General features: G+C 70.0%; 22 protein-coding genes. 6 read left to right on the top strand and 16 right to left on the bottom strand.

Annotated features, from left to right (window positions below; all coding sequences use genetic code 11):
• Nucleotides 1-6: 6 nt before the first annotated feature.
• The 3 genes from BJP32_RS07425 to BJP32_RS07415 form a co-directional block, all read right to left on the bottom strand.
• Complete coding sequence (locus BJP32_RS07425) at nucleotides 7-936, bottom strand: alpha/beta fold hydrolase (RefSeq protein WP_046651672.1); 930 nt, start codon at nucleotides 934-936, stop codon at nucleotides 7-9.
• A gap of 126 nt (nucleotides 937-1,062) precedes the next feature.
• Nucleotides 1,063-1,260, bottom strand: a complete 198-nt coding sequence (locus BJP32_RS07420) for a helix-turn-helix transcriptional regulator (protein ID WP_003163619.1) — start codon at nucleotides 1,258-1,260, stop codon at nucleotides 1,063-1,065.
• On the bottom strand, nucleotides 1,260-1,667 hold the full coding sequence (locus BJP32_RS07415) for a hypothetical protein (protein ID WP_046651673.1): 408 nt from the start codon (nucleotides 1,665-1,667) through the stop codon (nucleotides 1,260-1,262). Before BJP32_RS07415 ends, BJP32_RS07420 begins: the two co-directional genes overlap by 1 nt.
• A gap of 124 nt (nucleotides 1,668-1,791) precedes the next feature.
• Between BJP32_RS07415 and BJP32_RS07410 the strand changes: the two genes are divergently transcribed.
• Both BJP32_RS07410 and BJP32_RS07405 read left to right on the top strand, forming a co-directional pair.
• Complete coding sequence (locus BJP32_RS07410; protein ID WP_052747929.1) at nucleotides 1,792-2,367, top strand: hypothetical protein; 576 nt, start codon at nucleotides 1,792-1,794, stop codon at nucleotides 2,365-2,367.
• On the top strand, nucleotides 2,354-3,019 hold the full coding sequence (locus BJP32_RS07405) for a methyltransferase (protein ID WP_143255439.1): 666 nt from the start codon (nucleotides 2,354-2,356) through the stop codon (nucleotides 3,017-3,019). The genes BJP32_RS07410 and BJP32_RS07405 overlap by 14 nt, the downstream gene beginning before the upstream one ends.
• Before the next feature lie 7 nt (nucleotides 3,020-3,026).
• Here BJP32_RS07405 and BJP32_RS07400 read toward each other — a convergent pair whose 3' ends face one another.
• From BJP32_RS07400 to BJP32_RS07390, 3 genes are all read right to left on the bottom strand, one after another.
• A complete protein-coding gene (locus tag BJP32_RS07400) occupies nucleotides 3,027-3,599 on the bottom strand; it encodes an NADPH-dependent FMN reductase (protein WP_076223503.1) in 573 nt (190 codons plus the stop codon).
• Nucleotides 3,600-3,680: 81 nt separating this feature from the next.
• Nucleotides 3,681-4,991 carry a nicotinate phosphoribosyltransferase gene (locus BJP32_RS07395; protein WP_076223502.1) on the bottom strand — a complete coding sequence of 437 codons (1,311 nt, stop codon included), beginning with the start codon at nucleotides 4,989-4,991 and terminating at the stop codon, nucleotides 3,681-3,683.
• 6 nt (nucleotides 4,992-4,997) lie between these two features.
• Nucleotides 4,998-6,863, bottom strand: coding sequence for a monovalent cation:proton antiporter-2 (CPA2) family protein (locus BJP32_RS07390; protein WP_076223501.1), 1,866 nt, complete (start codon nucleotides 6,861-6,863; stop codon nucleotides 4,998-5,000).
• 181 nt (nucleotides 6,864-7,044) lie between these two features.
• On the opposite strand from BJP32_RS07390, the gene BJP32_RS07385 reads away from it, so the two are divergent.
• The 4 genes from BJP32_RS07385 to BJP32_RS07370 all read left to right on the top strand — a co-directional run bounded on the left by BJP32_RS07385 (nucleotide 7,045) and on the right by BJP32_RS07370 (nucleotide 12,477).
• Entirely contained in the window at nucleotides 7,045-8,859 is a 1,815-nt protein-coding gene (locus tag BJP32_RS07385; protein ID WP_233126766.1) for a VWA domain-containing protein, read from the top strand.
• An 83-nt stretch (nucleotides 8,860-8,942) separates the two neighbouring features.
• Nucleotides 8,943-9,353, top strand: coding sequence for a CBS domain-containing protein (locus tag BJP32_RS07380; protein ID WP_076223566.1), 411 nt, complete (start codon nucleotides 8,943-8,945; stop codon nucleotides 9,351-9,353).
• A gap of 86 nt (nucleotides 9,354-9,439) precedes the next feature.
• Nucleotides 9,440-10,015 carry a hypothetical protein gene (locus tag BJP32_RS07375; RefSeq protein ID WP_076223499.1) on the top strand — a complete coding sequence of 192 codons (576 nt, stop codon included), beginning with the start codon at nucleotides 9,440-9,442 and terminating at the stop codon, nucleotides 10,013-10,015.
• A gap of 77 nt (nucleotides 10,016-10,092) precedes the next feature.
• Nucleotides 10,093-12,477: an ATP-binding protein gene (locus BJP32_RS07370; RefSeq protein ID WP_076223497.1), complete on the top strand. Its 2,385-nt coding sequence runs from the start codon at nucleotides 10,093-10,095 to the stop codon at nucleotides 12,475-12,477.
• Nucleotides 12,478-12,483: 6 nt separating this feature from the next.
• On the opposite strand, the gene BJP32_RS07365 is transcribed toward BJP32_RS07370, so the two are convergent.
• The 10 genes from BJP32_RS07365 to BJP32_RS07320 form a co-directional block, all read right to left on the bottom strand.
• Entirely contained in the window at nucleotides 12,484-13,017 is a 534-nt protein-coding gene (locus BJP32_RS07365) for a periplasmic heavy metal sensor (RefSeq protein ID WP_076223496.1), read from the bottom strand.
• A complete protein-coding gene (locus tag BJP32_RS07360; protein ID WP_223850938.1) occupies nucleotides 13,014-13,439 on the bottom strand; it encodes a hypothetical protein in 426 nt (141 codons plus the stop codon). The genes BJP32_RS07365 and BJP32_RS07360 overlap by 4 nt, the downstream gene beginning before the upstream one ends.
• 2 nt (nucleotides 13,440-13,441) lie before the next feature.
• On the bottom strand, nucleotides 13,442-14,074 hold the full coding sequence (locus BJP32_RS07355; RefSeq protein ID WP_076223494.1) for an RNA polymerase sigma factor: 633 nt from the start codon (nucleotides 14,072-14,074) through the stop codon (nucleotides 13,442-13,444).
• A gap of 62 nt (nucleotides 14,075-14,136) precedes the next feature.
• Nucleotides 14,137-14,766 (bottom strand): EF-hand domain-containing protein, encoded by a 630-nt coding sequence (locus BJP32_RS07350; protein WP_158043301.1) that lies wholly within the window; start codon nucleotides 14,764-14,766, stop codon nucleotides 14,137-14,139.
• A 67-nt stretch (nucleotides 14,767-14,833) separates the two neighbouring features.
• Nucleotides 14,834-17,719, bottom strand: a complete 2,886-nt coding sequence (locus BJP32_RS07345) for a bifunctional [glutamine synthetase] adenylyltransferase/[glutamine synthetase]-adenylyl-L-tyrosine phosphorylase (protein WP_076223490.1) — start codon at nucleotides 17,717-17,719, stop codon at nucleotides 14,834-14,836.
• Nucleotides 17,716-19,152 (bottom strand): HAMP domain-containing sensor histidine kinase, encoded by a 1,437-nt coding sequence (locus BJP32_RS07340; RefSeq protein ID WP_046651684.1) that lies wholly within the window; start codon nucleotides 19,150-19,152, stop codon nucleotides 17,716-17,718. The genes BJP32_RS07345 and BJP32_RS07340 overlap by 4 nt, the downstream gene beginning before the upstream one ends.
• A gap of 9 nt (nucleotides 19,153-19,161) precedes the next feature.
• Nucleotides 19,162-19,833: a response regulator transcription factor gene (locus BJP32_RS07335; protein WP_046651685.1), complete on the bottom strand. Its 672-nt coding sequence runs from the start codon at nucleotides 19,831-19,833 to the stop codon at nucleotides 19,162-19,164.
• A gap of 65 nt (nucleotides 19,834-19,898) precedes the next feature.
• Nucleotides 19,899-21,449: a Do family serine endopeptidase gene (locus BJP32_RS07330; RefSeq protein WP_046651686.1), complete on the bottom strand. Its 1,551-nt coding sequence runs from the start codon at nucleotides 21,447-21,449 to the stop codon at nucleotides 19,899-19,901.
• A 173-nt stretch (nucleotides 21,450-21,622) separates the two neighbouring features.
• Nucleotides 21,623-22,102 carry a cytochrome c-type biogenesis protein gene (locus BJP32_RS07325; RefSeq protein WP_046651687.1) on the bottom strand — a complete coding sequence of 160 codons (480 nt, stop codon included), beginning with the start codon at nucleotides 22,100-22,102 and terminating at the stop codon, nucleotides 21,623-21,625.
• Nucleotides 22,099-24,108 carry a heme lyase CcmF/NrfE family subunit gene (locus BJP32_RS07320; protein ID WP_076223483.1) on the bottom strand — a complete coding sequence of 670 codons (2,010 nt, stop codon included), beginning with the start codon at nucleotides 24,106-24,108 and terminating at the stop codon, nucleotides 22,099-22,101. Before BJP32_RS07320 ends, BJP32_RS07325 begins: the two co-directional genes overlap by 4 nt.
• Nucleotide 24,109 lies beyond the last annotated feature (1 nt).

Below are 24,109 nucleotides of genomic sequence, written 5' to 3'. Positions count from 1 at the left end.
CCGCGATCAGTCCTCGCGCTTCAGGAAGGCGTCGACCAGGGCGTCCAACCGGTCAGGCTGATCGATCATGATGAAATGCCGGGCGTCGTCGACGCGTTTCAGCGTCACGCCCGGCAGGGCGGCGTATTCGCGGCTCCACAGGGCGTCGGCCATGGCGGCGGGCGCGCCGCCGTCCGCGTCCGAGGCGTAGACCGCCCAGACCGGCGTGGTCATGGCCGCCAGGCCGGGGCGCGCGTCGGTCGTCATCACTTCGCGGATCGCCGAGGCCATCGCCTGACGGTTCGAGGCCATCGACCAGTCGACCATGGCGGCGCGCCCGGCCTCGTCGCGCATCATGCCGCCCGCGGTGCGTTCCTGCTGAATGCGAAAGGCCGCTTCGTCCGCGTTCAGGATGGAGGCGGCGGCCTGATCGGCGAAGGGCTTAGCCGTCTGCGGCGTGACCTGCGGGCCGAACATGGCGCTGAAGAAGGGCAGGCTGTCGACGCTCATCACGCGGCTGACCGTCTCGGGACGCTGCTGCGCCAACAGAAGACCGCTGAGCCCGCCCATCGAATGGCCGATGACGGCGGGTTTGTTCAGCGTCGCCGCATAGCGCGCCAGTTCATCCACGACAGGCTGGACGAAGGCGCCGTCGCCGTGCGTCCACGCCTCGCCCGCGAAACCGGCCAGTTGCACCAGATGGACGCGATGCGTCGCCGACAGACGCCGGGCCAGCGGCCGCCACACTTCGCGCGAGGAGGCGAAACCGGGGATCAGGATCACGTCCGGCCCCTGCCCCATCACCTCGACCGACAGCCGATCGGAGACGAAGGCGGGCGCCTCGACGCGGGCCGGTTCGGCCTGGGCGGGAGAGATGATGCTGGCGGCGCTGAAGCCGACGGCGGCGGCCAGGATGAAGGCGCGCAGGGTCTTGGCGGGTGCGGATATCTTGGTCATGGCGTTTCCTTGGCGTGTTGGCCCTGCCCGCTGTTCAGCGCGCAGCAGGGTTCGTCCCTCGAGGCGGCCCCGAAGATGACGGCGATGAAGCGAAACAGGAGAGTAAGGTTTTCCTGACTTTACGCGTCAGGCGTGCGGGTTCTCGAAGATGTCCTCGACCGGCCGCTCGAACAGGGCGGCGATGCGATAGGCCAGGTCGAGCGAGGGGTCGTGCTTCTCGGTCTCAAGGGCGTTGACCGCCTGGCGCGACACCCCCAGCGCCTGCCCCAGCTGCTCCTGGGTCCAGTTGCGCTCGACGCGCAGCAATTTCAGCCGATTCTTCATCAGTTCGACGACCGAATGAAGGGCGAAACCAGACCGAAGGCTGCCCAGAACAACGGATAGATCAGCCAGGCCGGCAGATGCGGCGCCCCGGCGAACGTCTCGCCGAAGCCCCAGAAGGTCGCCGCCGCCATCGCCAGGCCGGAGGCGATGATGAACTGCTTGGCCGTGACCATGCGCACGAACTCATCGCTTTCCCGCATCAGCGCCAGCGTCGCCCAGATCTGGCCGATGACCGGAGCGGCCACGGCGGCCGCCAGCACCCAACCCGCAGGACGCCCCATCACGCCGTCGAAGGCGTCAGTGGTCATCATCGCCACGCAGATCGCCACATAAGGGACCATAAAGGCGAAGGTCCGCAGGACGTAGCGACGCCCGGCGGGGGTCTGTTGTTTGGAGAGGGTCAACATGGCAGGCGCTCCTGACTTTGTGTAAGGCCAACCTGACACCGCCTTCATGTCATGTCAACCTGACTTTTTATCAGCCTGTCCTGACTTTCTTGCCAGCGCCTTCGGCGGCCCCTAGCTTGTCGTCATGCGTAGCCTTCCCGCCTTCGTCCTGGCCGTCCTGACGGCCGCCGCGCCCCTTGCGGCCCCGGCCGCCTCGCCTGCCCCGCCCGCCGTCGAGCAGGATGTCCGGGGCGCGCGCGACTATGAAGACCTGCCGCGCATGGACGGCGCGCGCATCCGCGCCTGGCGCCAGTTGTCGGTGGCCGAAATCACCCTGCCGACCGGCGCGGTGACTGAAGGCGCCGCCCCGGAAAACGCCCTGCGCCTGCAGGGCCAGATCAGCCACCTGGACTACGCCATCCGCCCCGCCGTCGCGCCGATCGACATGGCGCGCCACTATGAGGAAGCGTTGCGCGAGGGCGGCTATGAGACGGTCTTTTCCTGCACCGGCATCGCCCGCTGCGGCTCGGGCATGGGGGCGCTGATCCTGCTCAGCGACGCCGTGGCGCCCGCCGGGTTCGCCGACGGCGTGTTCAACGATCAGCTGCGGGTGGTCGTGGCGCGCAAGGGTTCGACCTGGGTGCTGCTGCACATGACGCGCGGACCGGATCGGTCGCTGGTCTATCAGGCCGTGATCGAGGGCGCCCGTGAACTCGACTAGACGGATCGCCGACCCCGCCCGTTTCATTCGCGACAACACCCGTCTTCAGCCCGTCTCCCACACGCCGGAGGTTTCGCTGTGGCTGGCCGATGAGGTCACGCCCATCTGGCGGCTGACCGAGGAGGAACTGGGCGAGATGGGCCTGCCGCCGCCGTTCTGGGCCTTCGCCTGGGCGGGCGGACAGGCGCTGGCGCGCTGGCTGCTGGACCATCCGCAGGCGGTTGAGGGGCGTCGCGTGCTGGATCTGGCGACGGGCTCGGGCCTCGTCGGCATCGCGGCGATGAAGGCGGGCGCGGCCTCGGCGCTGGCCGCCGACATAGATCCCTTCTGCGCGGCGGCGGTGGTGGCGAACGCTGAGGCCAACGGCGTCGAGATCGCCTTCACCGCCGACAATCTGCTGGAGGCCCCGCCCCAGGCCTTCGATCTGATCTGCGCCGGGGACGTCTTCTATGAAGGGCCGATGGCCGCGGCGATGCTGGCCTGGCTGAAGCAGGCGCGCGCGGCCGGGTCTAGCGTGCTGGTCGGCGATCCGGGCCGCACCTACTTCCCGAAAGAGGGCCTCAGCCTGCTGGCCGAATACCGCGTGCCGACGACGCGCGAACTGGAGGACCAGGAGGTCAAGCGCACGCGCGTCTGGTCGCTGGACGCCTGACGCCGCCTCAGGCGTCGCGCGGCAGGACGGTCAGCACCCGCGCCATGTGCTGATGGAAGGCTTCCATATAGTCGCGCAGGAACTGCTCGGTGCCGGGGACGCTGACGTTTCCGTCGTCGTCGATCAGGTCCGGTTTGAACTGGATATAGGCCTCGACCGCATTCATCTGCGGGGCCTGAAGAAAGCCGAGGATGGGGCGCAGGGTCTGTTGCCCCACCGCCGTGCCGATGGCGCCGGGCGAGGCGCCGATCACCGCCGTCGGCTTGTTCTTGAAGACGTTGGTGCCGTAGGGGCGGCTGGCCCAGTCCAAGGCGTTCTTCAAGCCGCCGGGAACGGAGCGATTATACTCCGGCGTAACGATCAGGATGGCGTCAGAGCGCTTGATCGCCGCCTTGAAGGTCTCGGCCACGGCCGGATAGTCGGCGTCGTAGTCGTAGGAATAGAGCGGCAGGTCGGCGAAGCTGATCTCGCTCATGTTCAGCTTGTCCGGCGCCAGCTTGACCAGAGCCTTGGCCAGCTTGCGGTTGATCGAGCCCTTGGCCAGGCTGCCGATGATGTAGCCGACGTTGTAGGTGGTCATGGAAGCGTGTCCCGCTGAAATTATGGGCGGCGCCCGGCGCCGCTGATAGCCAAATGTCCAACCAAGCTTAGCGGTTCCGTCTCAGACGCGCACGGCCTGACGTCCCCGGCCCGCCTCGCCGAACACGCGCAGATAGCGTTCGATCTCGGCCCGGTCGCCGGTGGCCTTTTCGACATTGTCCGACAGCTTGACCGCCGGACGGCCCGCCGCCTGGGTCACCTTGCAGACTAGCGACAGGGGCAGCAGTTCCGGCGCCTCGACCGGAGCGCAATCGCGGAAGTCGTTGGTCAGATTGGTGCCCCAGCCGAAGCTGGTCCGCACCCGGCCCTTGAAATGGGCGTGGGCCGCCTCGATACCGTCGACGTCCAGCCCGTCGGCCAGCACCAGCAGGCGCTCGCGCGGGTCGCGGCCCTTGGACGCCCACCACTTCATGATGATCTCGCCGCCCTCGATCGGCGGGGCGGAATCGGGGCGGAAGCCTTTCCAGTCGGCCAGCCAGTCGGGCGCGTCGTCAAGGAAGGCTTGCGTGCCGAAGGCGTCCGGCAGGGCGATCAGCAGATTGCCGTCATAGGCCGCCCGCCATTCCTCCAGCACCCGATAGGGGGCGGCGCGCAGGGCCGCTTCGTCCTCGCCCGCCATGGCGGCCAGCACCATGGGCAGTTCGTGACCGTTGGTGCCGATGGCCTCAAGGTCGTTGTTCATGGCCAGCAGCACGTTGGAGGTGCCGATGAAGGCGCCGCCCAGCCCCTCCTTCAGCGCCTCGACGCACCAGCCCTGCCACAGGAAGCCGTGGCGGCGGCGCGTGCCGAAGTCCGACAGGGCCAGCGGCTCCAGCTGTCGCAGCCGCTCGATCTTGCTCCACAGCTTGGTCTTGGCGCGTGAGTAGAGGATGTCTAGTTCGAAGCGGCCCATGCGGCGCAGGGCCCGGCGGCTACGCAGCTCGTTCAGGATCGACAGGGCGGGAATTTCCCACAGGGTGACGTCGGCCCAGCTTCCCGAAAACTCGAGCCGATACTGGCCGTCGGCGCCGCGCGACAGGTCGTAGTCCGGCAGGCGATAGTCAGCCAGCCAGGCCAGGAAGTCCGGGCTGAAGATCGACTTCACCCCATAAAAGGTGTTGCCGCCCAGCCAGATCAGTTCGCGGTTGGTGAAGCGCAGGGACCGGGCGTGGTCCAGTTGGGCGCGCAGTTCGGCCTCGTCCACTTCCTCGGCCAGCCGCGCCGAAGTCGTGCGGTTGATGACCGAGAAGGTCACCGGCACGTCGCGGAACCGGCGCCAGATCAGCTGCAGCATCAGCAGCTTGTAGAAGTCCGTGTCCAGCAGGCTGCGGACGATGGGGTCCAGGCGCCAGCCGTGGTCATAGGCCCGCTTGGCCAGGTCGATGCTCGCCATGCCGGATCAGTCCGCCTTCTGCACAGCCGGCTCGATGACAGCCTCGGGCGGGGCCTCGTCCTCATTGACCAGACGCCCTTCGCGGTGCGGCTTGATGTAGGGCGTCGGCTGCGGCGTCGGCATATTGCCGCGCATCAGGGCGGCCCCGGCCTTCAGCCCGCCGGTCAGATCCAGGTCCAGGCGCGCCTCGTCGCGACGGCGCACGTCGGCGATGACGTCGGCGATCTCGTCTTCCGGCAGGCCCAGCTCCTCCAGAACGGCCTGGCCGAACCGGAGGGCGGACTCAAAGGTCTCGCGCACCTGATAATCGACCCCCGCCTGGATCAGACGCAGCGAGTGGCCGCGGTCGAAGGCCCGCACCATCAGCTTCACGCCGGGAAACTCGGACTTGACCAGTTGCACGATCTTGTCGGCGGCCTCCGGCTTGTCGACGCAGACCAGCACCGCCTCGGCCTTGCCCGCGCCCGAGGCCCGAAGCGTGTCGAGGCGCGTGCCGTCGCCGTAGTAGACCTTGAAGCCGAAGTTCCCGGCCGCCTGGATCATCTCCACGTCGTTCTCGATGATCGACACGTCCACGTCGCGCGCCAGCAGCGGCTGCGACACCACCTGGGCGAAACGGCCGAAGCCGATGATCAGCACCTGGCCGCGCAGGCCGTCGGCGGCGTCCACGCCCTCGGCGTCTTCCGGCGACAGGCCCGCCTCCTTAGGCAGGCAGCGCTTCAACGCCAGGGTCGTCAGCGGCGTCAGCGCCATCGACAGGATGACGATGGCCGTCAGAGCCGTGCTCGCCTGGGCGTCGATCACTCCCGCCGTCGCAGCGGCGCTGTAGAGGACGAAGGCGAACTCGCCGCCCTGGGCGAACAGGGCCGCGCGCTCGATCGCTTCATGGTGGCGCGCCTTGAACACGCGGGCGACGACATAGATGATCAGGGCCTTGACCACCATGAAGGCCGCCAGCCCCGCCACGACGATGCGCCAGTCGTTGATCACCACGCCGATGTCCAGCGCCATGCCGACCGACAGGAAGAACAGGCCCAGCAGAATGGCGCGGAACGGCTCGACGTCCGCCTCCAGCTGATGCCGGAAGGTCGAGTCCGACAGCAGCACCCCGGCCAGGAAGGCGCCCATGGCCATCGACAGGCCGACCCCGTCCATGATCCAGGCCGTGCCCGCCACCACCAGCAGGGCGGCGGCCGTCATCACCTCGCGCCCGCCGTTACGGGCCAGGAAGCGGAACACCGGATTGATGGCGTAGATCCCCACCGCCAGCACGCCCGCCAGGGCCGCCAGCGCCAGGCCGATCGACTGCCACAGGGGCGTCGTGCTCTCGGCCGAATGGCCCATAGACGCGCCCAGCAGGGCGACGATGGCCAGCAGGGGCACGATGGCCAGATCCTCGAACAGCAGGATGGACACCGCGCGCTGTCCGCTGGGCGTCGGCAGGTCGCCGCGCTCTTCCAGCATCTGCACGATGACGGCGGTCGAGGACATGACGAAGCCCATGGCCCCGACAAAGGCCACCGGCGCCGAAACGCCCGCCGCCATAGCCGCCAGCGTCAGGGCCAGGCCCGCCAGGCCGACCTGGGCCGACCCCAGGCCGAAAATCTCCCTGCGCATCCCCCACAGCCGCTTGGGCCGCATCTCCAGACCGATGATGAACAGGAAGATGACCACGCCGAACTCGGCGACGTGCAGGATGGTCTGCGGCTCGCGGAACAGGGCCAGCCCGAAAGGACCGATGGCGACGCCCGCCGCCAGATAGCCGAGCACCGAGCCCAACCCCAGCTTGCGGAAGATCGGCACGGCCACCACGCCCGCCGCCAGCAGCGCGGCCACATGGCCCAGTTCCAGTCCCGTCGTCGCCTCGGCCATCGCTCACCCTTGTGCTTGAGCCTTCATAGTGGGGGCGAAAGACCTCAATAGCGAGGGCTTCATCACCACAACCTCTGCGCCACAGGGCGACAGTGACGCGACTTCACGAAGAACCTTCGCCTTAGTTCCGCCGAACATCGTCATTCTTCATGGTAGTGACAGGGTTGGAGGAGACCGAACAATGCCCCAGCATCCACAGCGCCGCGCCGCCGGATTTCAGCGTCGCCCGGCGAGCCTGACGCTGGTCGCCGTCGCCGCCCTCATGACCGCCGCCCCGGTCGGCGCCGCGCCCGTTCCGCCGCCCGTGGTTCAGGACGGAACGCCCAGCCCGGCCGCCTGTCGCGAACTCGGCTTCGATCTGTCGCCGCCGTCCCATGTGCGGCCGCCCGTCCTGCGATCACGGCCGCCCCATCCCGCACCGCCTCCGCCCGTCACCCTGTCGATCGAAGCGACCAAGAAGGAAGACCGAATCGAATACGCCGCCCCGCCCGCCACCGTGAACAGCGTGGTCGTCAGCGGGTCGCGCATCGGCCCCTATCCCCCCGGCCCTCCCCTGCCGCCGCGTCCCGTCGACACCGAACGCTATCCAGACGCCACGCCCAATGCGGTCAAGCGCACGGCGGATCAGCCGGTCTCGACCTTCTCCATCGACGTGGACACCGCCGCCTACGCCAACGTCCGTCGCTTCATCGACAACGGCAGGGCTCCGCCGCGCGACGCCGTGCGGGTCGAGGAGATGATCAACTATTTCGACTACGGCTACACCCGCCCGACCTCGGCCGCGCGGCCCTTCGCCGTTACGGCGACCACCACGGCCTCGCCGTGGTCCGAAGGCCGCCAGATCGTCCATGTGGGCCTGCAGGGCTATGAGCTGCCCGAGGATCAGCGCCGCCCCCTGAACCTGACCTTCCTGGTCGACGTGTCCGGTTCGATGAACAGCCCCGACAAGCTGGACCTGGCCAAGCAGTCGATGAACCTGATCATCGACCGCCTGCGGCCCCAGGATCGCGTCGCCGTGGCCTATTACGCCGAGGGCGCCGGCACGACGCTGGCCCCCACCGCCGGGACGCAGAAGCTGAAGCTGCGCTGCGCGGTCGCCTCCTTGCGGGCTTCGGGCGGCACGGCCGGGGCCACCGGCATGACCAACGCCTATGACCAGGCCCAGGCCAGCTTCGGCCGAAACAAGGTCAACCGCATCCTGATGTTCACCGACGGCGACTTCAACGTCGGCGTCACCGACGACAAGCGGCTGGAAGACTACGTCGCCGACAAGCGCAAGACGGGCATCTACCTGTCCGTCTACGGCTTCGGACGCGGCAATTATCAGGACGCCCGGATGCAGGCGATCGCCCAGGCGGGCAACGGAACGGCCGCCTATGTCGACGACCTGAAAGAAGCGCGCCGCCTGTTCGGGCCGATGTTCGACCGTGGCGCCTTTCCCATCGCCGACGACGTGAAGATCCAGGTCGAGTTCAATCCGGCGCGCGTCGCCGAATGGCGGCTGATCGGCTATGAAACCCGCCTGCTGAACGAAGAGGACTTCAGCAACGACGCCGTCGACGCGGGTGAGGTCGGCTCGGGCGCTTCCGTCACGACCTTGTATGAGATCACGCCCGTCGGCGGGCCGACCCAGATTCCCGAGCGCCGCTATGCCGACAACCGCATCGCGACCGGCGGCGGCGATCCGAACGGCGAACTGGGCTTCATCCAGGTGCGCTACAAACAGCCCGGCCAGGACCGTTCGGAGCTGATCCAGCAGCCGCTGACCGACCGTTCACCCGCCCACGCTCCGCCCGAGGCCACGCGCTGGGCCCTGGCCGTCGCCGCCTTCAGTCAGAAACTGCGCGGCGATCCCTGGATGGCGCCCGACTACGGCTGGGATCAGGTGCTGGATCTGGCCCAGGGCGCGCGCGGCGACGATCCCTACGGCGAGCGGGCCGAGTTCGTCCAGTTGGTCCGCGCCGCCCAGAGCCTGCCGGAACGTCGGGAACCCTGAGCGTCCCCGCGCCGCCGGAACCGCGACCGGCGGCGCGGGTTCCTTAAGGCCAGGCCGCAACGGCCGCGCCAAGGGAGATGGCCATGAAGATTCGCGACGTGATGAGCAAGGACGTGCAGGTCGCCCGCCCCGAAGACACCCTTCAGAACGTCGCCGGGCGCATGGCGGCGGGCGATTTCGGCTTCATCCCCGTGGCCGACGGCGACCGGCTGATCGGCGCCCTGACCGACCGCGACATCGTGGTGCGCGCCGTCGCCTCGGGCGCCGGGCCGGAGGCGAGGGTGCTGGACGTCCTGTCGCGCGACGCCCTGGTGGTGCGGGCCGACGACGACCTGAAGGTCGCGCTGGATCTCATGTCCTCGCGCCAGATCCGCCGCCTGCCGGTGGTCGACAGGGACGGCCGCCTGGTCGGCGTCGTCTCGCTGGGAGACCTCTCGACGCGGGTCAAGGAACGCTACGCCGGCGAGGCGCTGGAAGAAATCTCCCGCCCCTAGGGTTAACCGCCGCTAACCACGTCGCGGAACCCGACGATAACGGCCGGGGCCGCATCCTTCCCTTCTTTCAGCAGGGGAAGTTCGGAATGGCGCGCGCCCAGTTCCAGAAAGGCCAGAAGGTCTGGGTCGAGAGCGTCGGCGTCTGGGCCCAGGTCGAGAAGGTCAATCCTGTCTGGGCCAAGGGCTTCGACGAGCCGGTCCGCATCACCTACGATGTGGGGCTGGGCCGAGAATTCGCAGCCGCCGAGCTTCAGGTTCCCTCAGGCAATCCCGCCGCCGGCGCCCTGGGCGACTGGCGCATCCTGCGCGCGCGCAACAAGTGGCAGGATCCGGCCGACTGCGCCCATCACCCCTTCCCCGGCAGCTATCCCGTCGTCGTCACCGACAAGGCCGACTGGGGCGGCTGGCGCGTGCCCGGCGCCGAATACGACCGCGACCCGCAGCGCGTCGAGTTCCAGGCTCGCCTGATCGCGGGCGCGCCGGAGCTGATGGACCTGGCGCGCGAGTTGATGGCCTCGGTCGCCGAGGCCCCGGACGACGCCCCGCCCGAGACCCAGCGCCTGGCCCGCAAGGCCCAGGCCATCCTGCGCCGCATGACCGAGATCGCCGCCCCGCCGCCTGCGCCCATCCAGCCCGGCGACGGCGCCGAAGCCGAGGCTTAACGACCTTAATCCCACCCCTCGACGGATTCCGCGACGCAGCCTAGATTCCCGGCTGAATCGTCACAGGAGGGTCGCCCTTGCGGGGCACCGAGCGCCGCAGTTACGGGCCGGGCCGTCGGGCCACGGACCACCAGGCCGCGCGCTCTGCGCCCTGGGTCCGCATCCTTGCGCTCGCCGTGGCGCTGGCGCTGGCGGCCTATGTCATGCTGTTCGCCCGCGAGCACAGCCGTCCCAGCCGTGAAGTCGAGGCCGCCCGCCAGGAGACCCTGACGCTTGAGGCTCGGCTCGCCGCCGCCCAGGTCGAGGCCCGCGCCGCCCAGACCGATCGCGCTTTGGACGCCGCCGCCCGCGTTCTGACCCAGACGCCCGGCCAGCCGGTGCAGGCGCTGGACAGCGCCCGGCTGGAAGACCCCGAGGCCGCCTTCCTGATCGCCGACGCAAACGGCCGCGCCCTGGCGGCGCGCGGCGCCCGCCTGGGTCCGGACGCAGCTGCGGGACTGTCGATCGGGGAGGACGGCCTGACCACGCGCCGGACGACGCCGGGCGGTCATATCCTGGTCGCCCGCACGCCCCTGCCGAACCTGAAGCCGACGCTGGCGCAGGCCGGTCTCAGCGTCCTGCCGTCGGGTCAGGCGCCGGCGACGCCGGATCAGGCGGCCAAGGGGCCGGACGGCCGCCCCCGGACCGCCGCCGTGGCCCCGATCGGCGACACCGGCCTGTCGGTCGTGGCGAGCCTGCCTCGGCCCGACGCCTTCGCCGCCTGGCTGGACGACGCCTGGATGCTGGCGGCGCCCCTGCTGCTGGTGGTGCTGATGCTGGTGGTGATCGCAGTGCAGAATTGGCGCCAGATGCGAGCCAGCCGACGTTGGGCCGACACCGAACGGCGTTTCCGCGTCGCGGTCGAGGCCGCCCGCTGCGGCGTGTGGGAATGGGATCTGGCCAGGGGCGAGGCGACCCTGTCCGACTATATGGCCGCCCTGCTGGAGGTGGAGACGGGAACCACCCTGACCACCCAGGCCATGATCGAGCGGGTCCACCCGCGCTATCGCCAGCTGATGATCGAGGCCCTGGACAAGGCCATGGCCGACGGCGTGTTCGAGGCCGCCTTCCCGGTGCCGCTGAGCAACGGCGGCGTGCGTTGGATCGACGCGCGCGGCCAGTCGCGCCAGCCGCAACGCGACGGCGGCTATGACAGCCTGATGGGAGTGGCGCTGGACGTCACCGAGGCGCGTCGCACCAAGGCCCAGGCCCAGGCCGCCGAGAGCCGCCTGCGCGACGCCATCGAAAGCGTGTCCGACGCCTTCGTCCTGTTCGACCGGCGCGGGCGGCTGATCCTGTGGAACCAGGGTTTCCAGGACGCCTTCGCCTTTCCTAAGGGCGTGGTGCGGCCCGGCGCCCAGAAGGACGAGCTGAACCGCATCGCCGCCGAGGCGATCAAGGCCGAGCACCCTTCCGCCGGGGGCCGCGCCGGGGTACGCGAGGTCGAGCTGAAGGACGGCCGCTGGCTGCAGATGGCCGAGCGCTTCACCGGCGACGGCGGCACGGTGGTGATCTGCGCCGACATCACCGTCATCCGCCGTCAGGAGGCCGAGCGCCGCCGCGCCGCCGACGAGCTGCGCGCCATGGTGGCGGAACTGGAGGCCAGCCAGGCGAACCTGGCCCTGCTGGCGCGCAAATATGAGGTCGCCATGACCCGCGCCGAAGCCGCCAATCAGGCCAAGTCCGAGTTCCTGGCCAATATGAGCCATGAGCTGCGGACCCCGCTGAACGCCATCAACGGCTTCTCTGAGATCATGGCGGCCGAGATGTTCGGTCCTCTGGGCGACCGTCGCTACAAGGGCTACGCCGCCGACATCCACGGCTCGGGCCAGCATCTGCTCAGCCTGATCAACGACATCCTCGACATGGCCAAGATCGAGGCGGGCAAGCTGACCCTGCACTATGAGCCGATGGCGCTGGACGTGCTGTGCGCCGAAGCGGTGCGGCTGATGCGCGGCAAGGCCCAGGAGGCGCAACTGGCCCTGACGCTGGACTGCCCCGAGGATCTGCATATCGAGGCCGATCAGCGCGGCCTGAAGCAGGTGCTGCTGAACCTGATCTCCAATGCGGTGAAGTTCACGCCCGAGGGCGGCGCCGTATCGGTGAAGGTCGCGCCGCGCGACGCCGCGACCGTGCGCGTCTCGGTCGTCGACACCGGCATCGGCATCGCCGCCAAGGATCTGGAGCGGCTGGCCCAGCCGTTCGAACAGGTCGAGGGTCAGCATTCCAAGTCGACGCAAGGGACGGGTCTGGGCCTGGCCCTGACCAAGTCGCTGATCGAACTGCACGGCGGCGCCATGACGATCGAGAGCGAACCGGGGCGCGGCACCACCGTCTGGTTCGACCTGCCGACCCGCGCGCCCGAGGGCGCCGTGGCCCCCGTCGGCGCTCCGGCCCAGCGGGTTCAGGCCCGCGCGGCGTAGGGCCTATCAGGCCGCCGGTTCAGACGCCGTCGACGACTTGGCCGCCGTCTTCCCCGTCGAGGGCGCGCACTTCGACGACTCCTTCGACCGGGACTTATGGCGCGACAGGATCGGCGCCAGGGCGGCGCGATCAGCCGGATTGAGGCGGTTCAAGGTCTCCACCGCTCCCGATTCCAGTCGCGCCCGACCACGCATTTCGGACGCGCGCGATCGTTCCAGCAGGGCGGCGACCGCCACGGGGTCGAACTGATCCGAGCGGGTCAGGGCGATCGCCTCGCGACGGGCGGCGCGCGCCTCCTCGAAGTCAGGGCGAGCTTCCAGAGCCGTGGCGCGCATCTCGCGCTTGATCTGGTCGCGCACGGCGGGCGGGCGGGCCTCGACTACCGCCCAGACAGGCTCGCTGCGGCCCGGCTGACGCGCCTCGGCGGTGGCTTCCTTGACACGCTTGGCCGCCATCCAGGCCGCGCCCGCGCCCGCCACGGCGAAGATATTTAGGGCGACCGACGCCGCCAGGGCGATCTTCAGGCCTCTTCCGTTCATCCGCCCAGAACCTCCGTGTCGTCCGCGCTGCTCAGGCTGGCCTGGTACAGCACGGTGTCTGCGCGAACGTCCGCCGTCATCTGGCCGGTCAGGACCACGCCGAAGACGGCGCCGGCGCAGGCCGCCGCCGCCCAACCGGCGCCCGACAGCCAGGCCATGACGCCGATCCCCGCGCGTCGACGACGGCCCAGGCCCGCGCCGGCCGCCGCCGCGATCACCCGTTCGCGCAGAGCATGGGACGCCGCCACGCGCGGCGCGGCGTCCAGCAGGGCGTCCAGGCCGTCCGCCTCATGCAGCAGAGCCGCCGCCTGAAGGTCCGCCGCCGCCAGCGCGCGCGCCGCCTCGCGTTCGGTCTCGGGCCAGCGGCGCAGGTCTCCGCCATAGGCGTCGGCCAGGTGCTCAAAGCGTTCTGGAGTCATCATCGTCATCTCGTCCCCCGCCACAGTCGTTCGGCGCGCTCCGCGGCGCGCCCTCGCATGCCCTGTCGCCCATCCCGCGCGACGCCAGAATGCGGCGCGATGTCCGCCAGGGCGGTCCGCAAGGCGCGTCGGCCCCGCGACAACAGGCTTTCCAGCGCTTCGACGCTGATCTCCATCAAGGCGGCGGCTTCGATATTGCCCAGCTCCTGATAGTGACAGAGGACGATGGCTTCGCGCTGCCGTTCCGGCAGACGCGCCAGGGCCGCCTCGACCCGCGCGCCCGTCTCGGCCGCCAGCAGGCCCCGGTCCGGCGCCGGGCCGTCGTCGACGCCGTCCGGCAACACATCCGTCGCGATCTCGCGCCGACGTCGCAGCCGATCGTAGCACAGGTTCAAGCCCACCCGGTGCAGCCAGGTGTCGAACCGCGCCTGGCCGGGGGTCCAGCGCGGCGCCTGTCTCCAGGCTCTGAGCATCGCTTCCTGAGCCACGTCCTCAGCCTCCGCCGCGTCGCCCAGCATCCGCCGGGCGAGCGACAACATGCGCGGCAGCTTGCGCGCCACCATGGCCTGAATGGCCGCGGGGTCGCCTTCGCCCACACGGCGCACCAGATCCTCGTCGGGGTCGACGGTTGTCGCCAATCCAGCCTCTTCGGCTCAATCCAGAAAGGGCGGACGGACGAGCCGTCTTCCCCGCCATCACCCTACTCCGAAGCAGGCGCCGAAGGCGACGCCGCCGGCGTGCGCGCGCGACGCTGTTCGTGCCTCTGGCGCATGTCGCCTCGATTGGCGCGCATGGCGGCGCGGCGTTCGTCCTGCGTCAGCACGCCGTCGCTGTTGGCGTCCATACGCGCAAAAGCCTCATTCGCCCGGCGTTCAACGTCAGCGATGACGATAGGGAACCGGCTTTCTCCGCCTCGCGCCATGCCGCGCATGTTCGCGTCCCGATGATTGCGGCCGCCGCCATGACGCCCGCCCATGCCCTCGCCGCGCTCGCCGCGCGCACGCGGCGTGTTGAACTCCTCACGGTCCAGCACGCCGTCGTTGTTCGCATCCAGCCGGTCGAAGCGCGCGGCCCGTCGCTCGGCGCGGCGCGCCTGGGCATAGGTCCGCATCTCCTCGGCCGTCACCTGACCATCGCTATTGGCGTCCGCCGCGCGCAGGCGCTCGACCCGGCGCTGCACGAAGTCCGCCTTGCTGACCGGTTCGACCATCTGCGCGTGGTGCGGACGAGCGTCCGGCGTCTGAGTCCGAGCCGGCGCCTGGGCCATGGCTGCGCCGCTGACGGCGAGAGCCGAAGCAAGGACGGCCATGCCGCTGAAACTCTTTTTCATGTCGATGTTCTCCATCTGGCCCGAAGGCCGAGAAGCGATCCTGTCGAAAGATGGAACGACGCCCGGATCAGATTCCGTCGCGCAAAGCGGGCAGCATCGCTTCAAAGGCCCGCCGCGCGCGCAGTCTCAGGTCGATCAACCGGGCCTTCAGCGTGTCGAAATCCGGCGCCCCGACCGTTCGGGCCAGCCGCATCTGGAAGCCGAACGGCTCCTGATCCGGGTCGCCCCCGCCGTCGAAGGCGCAGGCCATCAACTGGCCCAGCTGTTGATGCGTGCGCCAGGCGTCCGCCAGGATCGGATCGTCGGCCAAAGCCTCCAGCGTCGAAACGGTCAAAGGGGCTCCGACCTGCGCCGCCGTCAGCTGGCGATACTGGGCTGCGAACTCGGCGTCGACCTGGCCGCCCGCCGACAGCTTCAGATCCCAGAAGCCCTTGGGCCGCCGCTCTCGGTCCATCAGATCGCGCATGGCCCGCACGTCCCCGGCGATGTCGACGCCGGGCCGCGGCCGCCGCAGCGCCGCCTCCAGCGCCGCCTCGACCCGCGCCCCGAACGCCTCGTCGCTGGCCCAGACCAGCCGCGCGCGCGTCAGAGCCATGAACTCCCAGGTCTCGGCCTCTTCGGCGTAGTAGGCCTCCAGCGCCTCCAGCCGCACCGACACCGGCCCCTTCGAGCCGGTCGGACGCAAGCGCATATCGACCTCATACAAGCCGCCTTCGGCCGTATGGGCCGACAGGGCGGCGATGAACCGCTGGGTGAAACGGCCGTAGAAGGTCTCGGCGCTCCAGCCGCGCCCGGCGGACACCGCCTCGGGCGGCGCCGCATAGACGGTCATCAGGTCCAGGTCCGACCCCGCCGTCATCTCACGCGACCCGGCCTTGCCCAGAGCCACCACGGCGACCGCGCCGTCGAAGGCCCCGCCCATCCGCTCAGCCTCGGACAGGGCCGCCGGGGCCAGCCCCTTCATGCAGGCGTCGGCCAGGGAGGTGTAGGTCAGCCCGGCCTGCTCGGCCGTGGTCCGGCCGGTGACGACATGCATGCCGATACGGAAGGTCTGTTCGCGGTGCAGGCGGCGCACGGCGTTCATGGCCCCTTCGAAATCGCCGGCCTCATGCGCCTCGCGCACCACCTGATCGGCCAAGCCGGTGTCGGTGCCCAGGGCCGTCATGAAGCGCGCGTCCAGCACCCCGTCCAGAGCCTGCGGCTGACGTCCCAGCGCCCGCGCCAGTCGCGGCGCGAAGGCCATGACCCCGACCACCAGGTCGAACAGCTTGGGCTGATTCAGGAACAGGGCCTGCACCTGCACCCCGGCGCTGAGGCCCGAAAAGAAGACGGCGAACCGGCGGAAGGCCGCGTCCGGCGCCCCCGTCCTGGCCACCGCCGTCAGCAGTTGCGGCGCCAGGCGGGTGAACAGCTCGCGTCCCCGCGCCGTGCGCGTCGCCTGAATGCGGCCGTGGTGCCAGCTGCGGATCGTGTCGGACACCGTGGCGGGCTCGGAAAAGCCCATGCGGGCCAGGGTCTCCAGCGTGCCGGGGTCGTTCTCCACTCCCGTGAACACTAGGCTGCCGTAGGGCGAGGACAGGTCTTCGCCGCCCTCGAACAGTTCGCCATAGCGGGCGTTGACCCGCACCAGCAGGCGCTCAATCCCCGCATCGAAGGCGGCCAGATCTCCCTGCCCCGCCAGAGCCGCCACATCGGCGCGGCGTTCGGGATCGACGGGCAGGATGTGCGTCTGTTCGTCCGCCAGCATCTGCGCCCGATGCTCCAGCGCGCGCAGCTCGACATAGGCGGCGTGCAGTTCGTCGCGCGCCTCAGGCGCGACGTGGCCGGCGGCGGTCAGGGCGTCCAGCGCCTCCAGGGTGCGCGGCGAGCGCAAGGACCGGTCGCGTCCGCCCAGGATCAGCTGCTGGGTCTGGACGTAGAACTCAATCTCGCGGATGCCGCCCCGGCCCAGTTTCAGATTGGCGCCCGCCGCCTCCAGACCCTCGCCGGTCTTGTGAACATGGATCTGTTTCTTGATCGACTGGATGTCGAGCACGGCCTGGTAGTCCAGGCTGCGCCGCCAGATGTAGGGGACCAGCGCCTTCAGGAAGGCGGCGCCCTCGGCCGCATCCCCGGCGCAGACGCGGGCCTTGATGAAGGCCGCCCGCTCCCAGTTCTGGCCGACGGATTCGTAGTAGGCCAGCGCCATCGGCGCCGCGACTGCAGGCGGGGTCGAGGACGGATCGGGCCGCAGCCGCAGATCGACCCGGAAGACGTAGCCGTCCGCCGTCCGCTCGGCCAGCAGGGCCGTCAGCCCCTGGGCCAGACGGTTGGCGAAGCCCTGCATCTCTACGCCCTCGGCCAGGGCGCTCTGCAGCGCCTCCGGCTCGTAGAACAGCGACAGATCGATGTCTGAGGAATAGTTGAGCTCGAACGCCCCGCCCTTGCCCATGGCCAGGACGAACAGGCCCGGAACCGGCCCGCGCGGATCGTCAGGCGCCGAGGTCAGCCGACCGCGCCTGCGCCAGTCGTCGGCCGTAATCCGCAGCGCCGCCCGCGCCGCCGCATCGGCGAACCGCGACAGGGCGCCCGTCACCTGATCCAGATCCCAGACCCCGCCCAGATCGCACAAGGCCGTCAGCAGGTGCAGTTCCGCCTTCAGCCGGCGCAGCGGCGCCTTGGCCTCATCCGGCGCGCCGGTCAGGGCGTCGGCGCCCGCCAGAATCTCCGCCAGTCGCGCTTCGGGATCGGCGTCCAGCGTTCGCCGCAACCGATCCGGACAGCGGCGCGCCAAGCCCGCCAGATAGGGCGAGGCGGCGAAGACCGGCTCCAGCGCCGCCCAGGCCGCATCCAGCGTCGCGCGCCAGCCGTCGGCGTCCGCCGCCTCGGCCAGCCGTTCATGCAGGCGCGCCGCCGCCTCGGCGTCGCGCACGGGACCGCAGGGCTGCAATCGTTTCGCCAGAGCTTCGCTCACGCCTCAGCCTCAAGCGCCCGCATCGCGGCGGGCAGGATCAGGGCCACGCGCAGGCCCGGCCCGCGTCCGTCATAGACGCCCGGCCCCTCGTCCAGCTGGATGCGACCGCCGTGCGCCTCGGCCACCGCTGTCACCAGCGACAGGCCCAGGCCCGACCCCGGCTCGGTGCGGCTGTTGTCCAGTCGGACGAAGCGTTGCAGCACGCGCTCGCGATCCTCGTCCGGCACGCCCGGCCCGTTGTCAGTCACGGAAAACTCCACGTCGCCCGACGAGCGCCGCCGCGCCCGGAACGTCACCGCCCCGCCCTCCGGCGTATATTTGATGGCGTTGTCGATCAGATTGGCCAGCGCCTGGGCCAGGAAGGGCTGGTTGCCCTCGATCATCAGCCCCTTCTCGATCTCGGCGGCGAACTCCAGCCCCTTGTCCTCGCCCGCCGGTTCGTACAGCTCGGCCATGTCAGCGGCCAGATCGGCGGCGTCGAACACCTTGGGGTCCGGCGCCCCGCCCGCCTGCAGACGGGCGATGGCCAGGACGGTGTTGAAGGTCTTGAGCAACGCGTCCGCCTCGTCCAGCGCCACGCCCAGGGCGTCCACGCCCGACGTTCGCCCCGCCTCGGCGTCGATAAGCGCGACCTCCATCTTGGCCTTCATCCGGTTCAGAGGCGTGCGCAGGTCGTGGGCGATGGCGTCCCCGGCATGGCGGATCGAGGCCATCGAGCCCTCCAGCCGGTCCAGCATCCCGTTCAGACCCTCGGCCAGTTCGTCCAGCTCGTCGCCGGAATGGCGGATCGGAACGCGCGTCTTCAGGTCGCCCTCCTGCACCGCCGCCACCACCCGGTTCAGACCCGCCATGGCGCGCTCGACGCCCCGGCTGATCCACAGACCGCCGCCGACGCCCAGCACCAGCACCATGACCATCGCCCCCCACAGGGCCTGGGTCAGCCGCGCCAGATAGGCCTCGATGTCGCCGATGTCCTCGCCCACGAACAGATGCTCGCCGCCGGACAAGGTCGTTTCCACGCCGATAGCGCCGCGACGACGCACACGCCCGTCCTCATCCGTGTCGGTCAGGCGGAAGTCGTCCCAGCGCGCAGTCGACGGCGGCGCGTCCGCCTTGGGCGGGTCCAGCGGCGATTCCGAGACATTGCCGGTGATGACCGAGCGGTCCGGCGCCATCAACAGATAGAGGTAGGGCCCGCCCTTCAGCGTGCGTTCGACCAGCACCTGGTTCAACGCATCGCGCCCCCGTGTGCGATAGACGGCGGTCAGCCCCTCGACCTCAGCCTTGACGCTGGCCTCGGCCCGCGCCCGCGCCTCGGACGCCGAGGCGAAATAGACATAGGCCAGCACAGCACTGGCCGTCGCCACGAACAGCGCCAGAAACAGCAGCGTCAGCCGGAAGGGCGTCCGTCGAAAGAGCGAGGGCAGTTTCATGCCGGGGCCTTACGCCTCCAGCCGGTACCCCGCGCCGCGCACGGTCTGCAGCATGGCCTTGTCGAAGCCCTTGTCGATCTTGGAGCGCAGGCGGCTGATGTGCACGTCGATGACATTGGTCTGAGGGTCGAAGTGGTATTCCCAGACCTTCTCCAGCAGCATGGTGCGCGTCACCGATTGGCCCGCGTGGCGCATCAGGAACTCCAACAGCTGGAACTCGCGCGGCTGCAGGTCGATCTCCTGGCCGTCGCGGTGGACGGTGCGGGCGATCAGGTTCATCTCCAGGTCGCCGACCTTGAGCACGGTCTGGACCCCGCCCGTCTCGCGGCGGCGCGACAGGGCCTCGACCCGCGCAACCAGCTCGGCCAGGGCGTAGGGCTTGACCAGATAGTCGTCGCCGCCCGCCTTCAGACCCGTGACGCGGTCCTCGACCTCGCCCAGGGCGGACAGGAACAGGACCGGCGTCTGGTCGCCGCCCTTGCGGATGGTCTCGACCATGCCGACGCCGTCCAGGCGCGGCATCATGCGGTCCACGACATAGACGTCGTAGCCGCCCTTCTGCGATTCCAGCAGGCCGAAGGCGCCGTCCACCGCATGAGTGACTTCGTGCCCAGCCTCGCTCAAACCGCGCACCATGGCGGTCGCGGCTTCAGCGTCGTCCTCAACCACCAGAATACGCATGCAGCCTCCCAAAAAAGATTCGGCGGCGATGTTAGCGCATCGCCGCCGATCTCGTGAGTTACGCCTTATTCAGACTTGGCGAAGGGCAGAACCACCGAAGAATTGCCCGCCGGGGTTCGCACCAACAGGAAGACCCCCGGCCGCCCCGCCGCTCGCGCCGCGTCGACAGCCGCCTTCAGATCGGCCTCGGTACGGACCACGCGATTGTTGGCGCGCTGGATGACCGTGCCGACCGGCATCCGCATCTTGCCTGCTTCCGAACGCGGAGCGACGGCGGTGACCACCACGCCCTGCATATCCTCCGGTATCGAGTAGCGCTGACGCAGGGCCGCAGTGATCGGCGTCACCGTCATGCCTTCGATCGACTGGCTGGCGGCGGCGCCGTCCTCGCCCGGTTGCTGGGCGCCCGAATCCTGGCCGCCGTTCAGTTCAGCTTCCGACGGACGGGTGCCGGCGCGGATGTTCAACGTCTGGCGCTTGCCGTCGCGCAGAACTTCCAGCCGCAGCGTGTCGCCGGGCTTGGCGCGGGCCACGCGTCGGGTCAGTTCGGTCGAGCTGTCGACCGCCTCGCCGTTCACGCTGACGACCACGTCGCCGATCTGCATCCCGCCACGTTCGCCAGGGGCGCCGGCCGTCACCTCGGCGACATAGGCGCCCTTGGTGTCTTCGCTCAGCCCCAGGGCGGCCGCCGCATCCTTGGACAGGGTCTGGATTTGCACGCCCAGATAGCCGCGCTCGACGCTTTCGCCGCGCATCAGCTTATCGGTGACAGCCTTGGCCGTGCTGGCCGGGATGGCGAAGCCGATGCCGACCGAGCCGCCCGACGGCGAGAAGATCGCCGTGTTCACCCCGATCACGCGGCCATAGATGTCGAAGGTCGGCCCGCCCGAGTTGCCCCGGTTGATGGCGGCGTCGATCTGCAGATATTCGTTGTAGCCGACCGGGTCGATGTCGCGCGACTTGGCCGAGACGATGCCCGCCGTCGCCGTGCCGCCCAGGCCGAAGGGGTTGCCCACGGCGATGACCCAATCGCCGACGCGCGGCTCGGCGCTTTCTTCAAAGCTGACGAAGGGGAAGGCCGAACCTTCCACCTTGATGACCGCCAGGTCGGTGCCCTCGTCGCGGCCGATCAGCTTGCCCTTCAACTCACGGCCGTCGCTGAACTTGACGCTGATCTCCTCGGCGTTCTCGACGACGTGGTTGTTGGTGACGATGAAGCCGTCAGCCGAGATCAGGAAGCCCGAGCCGGCGCCCAGGGCCGTGGTCGAGTTGTCTTCGCCCTCCTCGCCCGAGCCGCCCGGCGCGCCGGGGATAGGCACGGCGCCGAAGCCGGGGATCTGGAACACCCCGCCGCGCGGGCGCTGGACGCGGGTCTTCACGTCGATCTGCACCACGGCGGGGGCGACCTGCTGGAAGATGTCGGCGAAGCTGAGCGGCGCGCCCTGCGGCGGGGCGAAGGCCAAGGCTCCAGCCCCGGCCGAGGGAACCAGCTGTCCGACCTTGGCGGCGGGCGCGGCTTCGGCGCCCGGCCAGGTGATGACCCCGCCCGCCGTCGCGGCGGCGGCGAAGGTCAGGCCGACAGCGGCCCCCAGAATGAACTCCTTGCGTTTCAGCATCGTCGTCCTTGCAGTCTCTACTGGCGGATACGGAAAAGCTCCGTTCGCCCATGGATATAGGGCGTTACGGCTCAAGCCAATGCACGCCCTCGCGATGATTGTTCCCGATCGTCGTTCGCGATGTGGCGCGTCTGCGTCAGGAAGGCGGCGAAAGGCTTTCCAAACGGACAGGCTCAGGCGTTCTCGTCGTCCGCCGTCAGGGCGGCCAGGGCGCGTTCTTCCTCCGACGTCAGGGGGGCGGCCTCGCCCGTCCCGCGCCGACGCGCCCGCAGGACCAGCACCACGCCCGCTCCTGCCGCTAGGGCGAAGGGGCCGAACCACAACAGCCAGGTGCCGATCCGCAGCGGCGGCTGGAACAGCACATAGTCGCCGTAGCGGCGCAGCAGGTCGGCCTTGATCTCGTCGTCCGTCTTTCCGGCGGCGATCTGTTCGCGCACCAGGCCGCGCAGGTCGGCGGCGATGCCGGCCGGGCTGTCGGCGATGGATTCGTGCTGGCAGACGACGCAGCGGATGTCGCCGAACAGGGCGCGGGCGCGGGCCTCCTGCGCAGGATCCGTCAGCGGACGATCCGGCGCAGGCGGCGGCTCGGCCAGCGCGGGCGCGGCGGCGCCGGCCAGAAGGACGGCGGCGAACAGGGCGGCGGCGCGCTTCATGCTTGAGCCTCGACTGGCTCGACCGGCTGGGCGGCCTTCTTCACGCGCGAGCCCGCCCCGACGCGCAGGCGCCGGTCCAGCAGGGAGATCAGTCCGCCCAGCGCCATCAGCGCCGGTCCCAGGAAGATCAGCCGCGCCCAGGGATTGTAGTAGATGCGCACGATCCAGGCCCGCTCGCCGTCGTCGGTCGCCGCGCGGTCGCCCATGACCGCGTAGACATCGTCCAGACCGCGGAAGTCGAGGCCGACCTCGGTCGTGGTCTGGCCGCCCGCCGGGAAGAAGCGGCGCTCGGCGGTGATGACGCGCTCGGGCGCGCGTCCGTCGACCGGCATGATGGTCAGGCGGCCCTGCTCGGCCAGATAGTTCGGGCCCTCGATGACCTGAACCGCGTCCAGCCGCGCCTTCCACGGCCCCGCCGCGACTTCACCGCCCAGCGGCAGGGCGGCGGCCGCCTCGGCCTTGAAGCTGGTCTCGACCACGGCCCCCAGAATGAAGACGCCCAGACCGGCGTGCGCCAGCGCCATGCCCCAGGCCCCCAGCGGCAGGCCCTTGGCGCGGCGCAGCGTCTCTGCCAAGGGCGCGCGGAAGGCCTTGGTGCGCACGCCCAGCTCCGCCAGCGCGCCGCAGATCAGCCACGCCCCGACGCCCAGTCCTGCGGCGGCCAGCGCCTTCTTGGGCTCGAACAGGAAGAAGGCGGCGAAGGCGGCGGCGATGGCCAGCGCGGCGGCCAGCCACAGGCGCTGCAGGGCCCCCTTCAGATCGCCCCGCTTCCACGCCAGCAGCGGCCCGGCGGGCAGGATCAGACAGGCCACGATCATCAGCGGATTGAAGACAGCGTTGAAATAGGGCGGGCCGACCGAGATGGTCGCCCCCGTCACGCCTTCCAGAATGAGCGGATAAAGGGTGCCCAGCAGCACCGTGGCGGCCGCCGCCGTCAGGAACAGGTTGTTCAGCACCAGCGCGCCTTCGCGGCTGACCGGGGCGAAGGCGGCGCCCGAGCGGATGGCCGGGGCGCGCAGGGCGAACAGGATGAAGGCCGCGCCCGCCGCCACGCCCAGAATGGCCAGCAGCATCATCCCCCGCTGGGGATCGACGGCGAAGGCGTGGACGCTGGTCAGCACGCCCGAGCGCACCAGAAACGCGCCCAGCATGGAGAAGGTGAAGGCCAGGATCGCCAGGAAGACCGTCCAGCCCGCCAGCGCCCCGCGCCGCTCGGTGACGATGGCCGAGTGCAGCAGGGCCGCGCCCGCCAGCCACGGCATGAAGCTGGCGTTCTCGACCGGATCCCAGAACCACCAGCCGCCCCAGCCTAGTTCGTAATAGGCCCAGAAGGAGCCCAGCGCGATGCCGACGGTCAGCAGGGCCCAGGACGCCAGCGCCCACGGCCGCACCCAGCGGCCCCAGGCCGGATCGACGCGCTTCTCGATCAGGGCGGCGACCGCCAGGGAGAAGCAGACCGAAAACCCGACATAGCCGCCGTAGAGCAGCGGCGGGTGCACCGCCAGCGCCGGATCCTGCAGCAGGGGGTTCAGGGATGCGCCCTGCACCGGCGCCGGGTCCAGCCGGAAGAAGGGGTTGGAGGTGAAGGCGGCGAAGGCCAGGAACAGGCTCGACAGGCCCGCCTGCACCGCCACGGCCGAGGTCTTCAGCCCGAACGGCAGGCCGCGCGCCAACGCCAGCGCCCCGCCGAAGACCGTCATCACCAGACACCACAGCAGCAGCGAGCCCTCATGGCTGCCCCAGGCGGCGGCGACCTTGTAGAAGACCGGCTTGTCGGTGTGGCTGTTCATGGCCACGTTCGACACCGAGAAGTCCGACACCACGAAGGCGTAGATCAGGGCGGCGAAGGCCAGGGCGATCGCCGCGGCCGAGGCCAGCATGGCGCCGCCCCCCGCCCCGGCCAGCACCGGGCTGAGCCGCAGACGTCCCGCCGTGGTCAGCGCCAGGCTGAGCGCCGACAGCACCAGCGCCAGGATCAGGGCGAAGGCGCCCAGTTCGACGATCAAG

This window comes from Brevundimonas sp. ZS04, from assembly GCF_001956865.1.
In the GTDB taxonomy this organism is placed as follows: Bacteria; Pseudomonadota; Alphaproteobacteria; order Caulobacterales; family Caulobacteraceae; genus Brevundimonas; species Brevundimonas diminuta.
The sequence above is the reverse complement of the archived record's forward strand: the minus strand, read 5'-3'. Positions and strand labels throughout refer to the sequence as shown.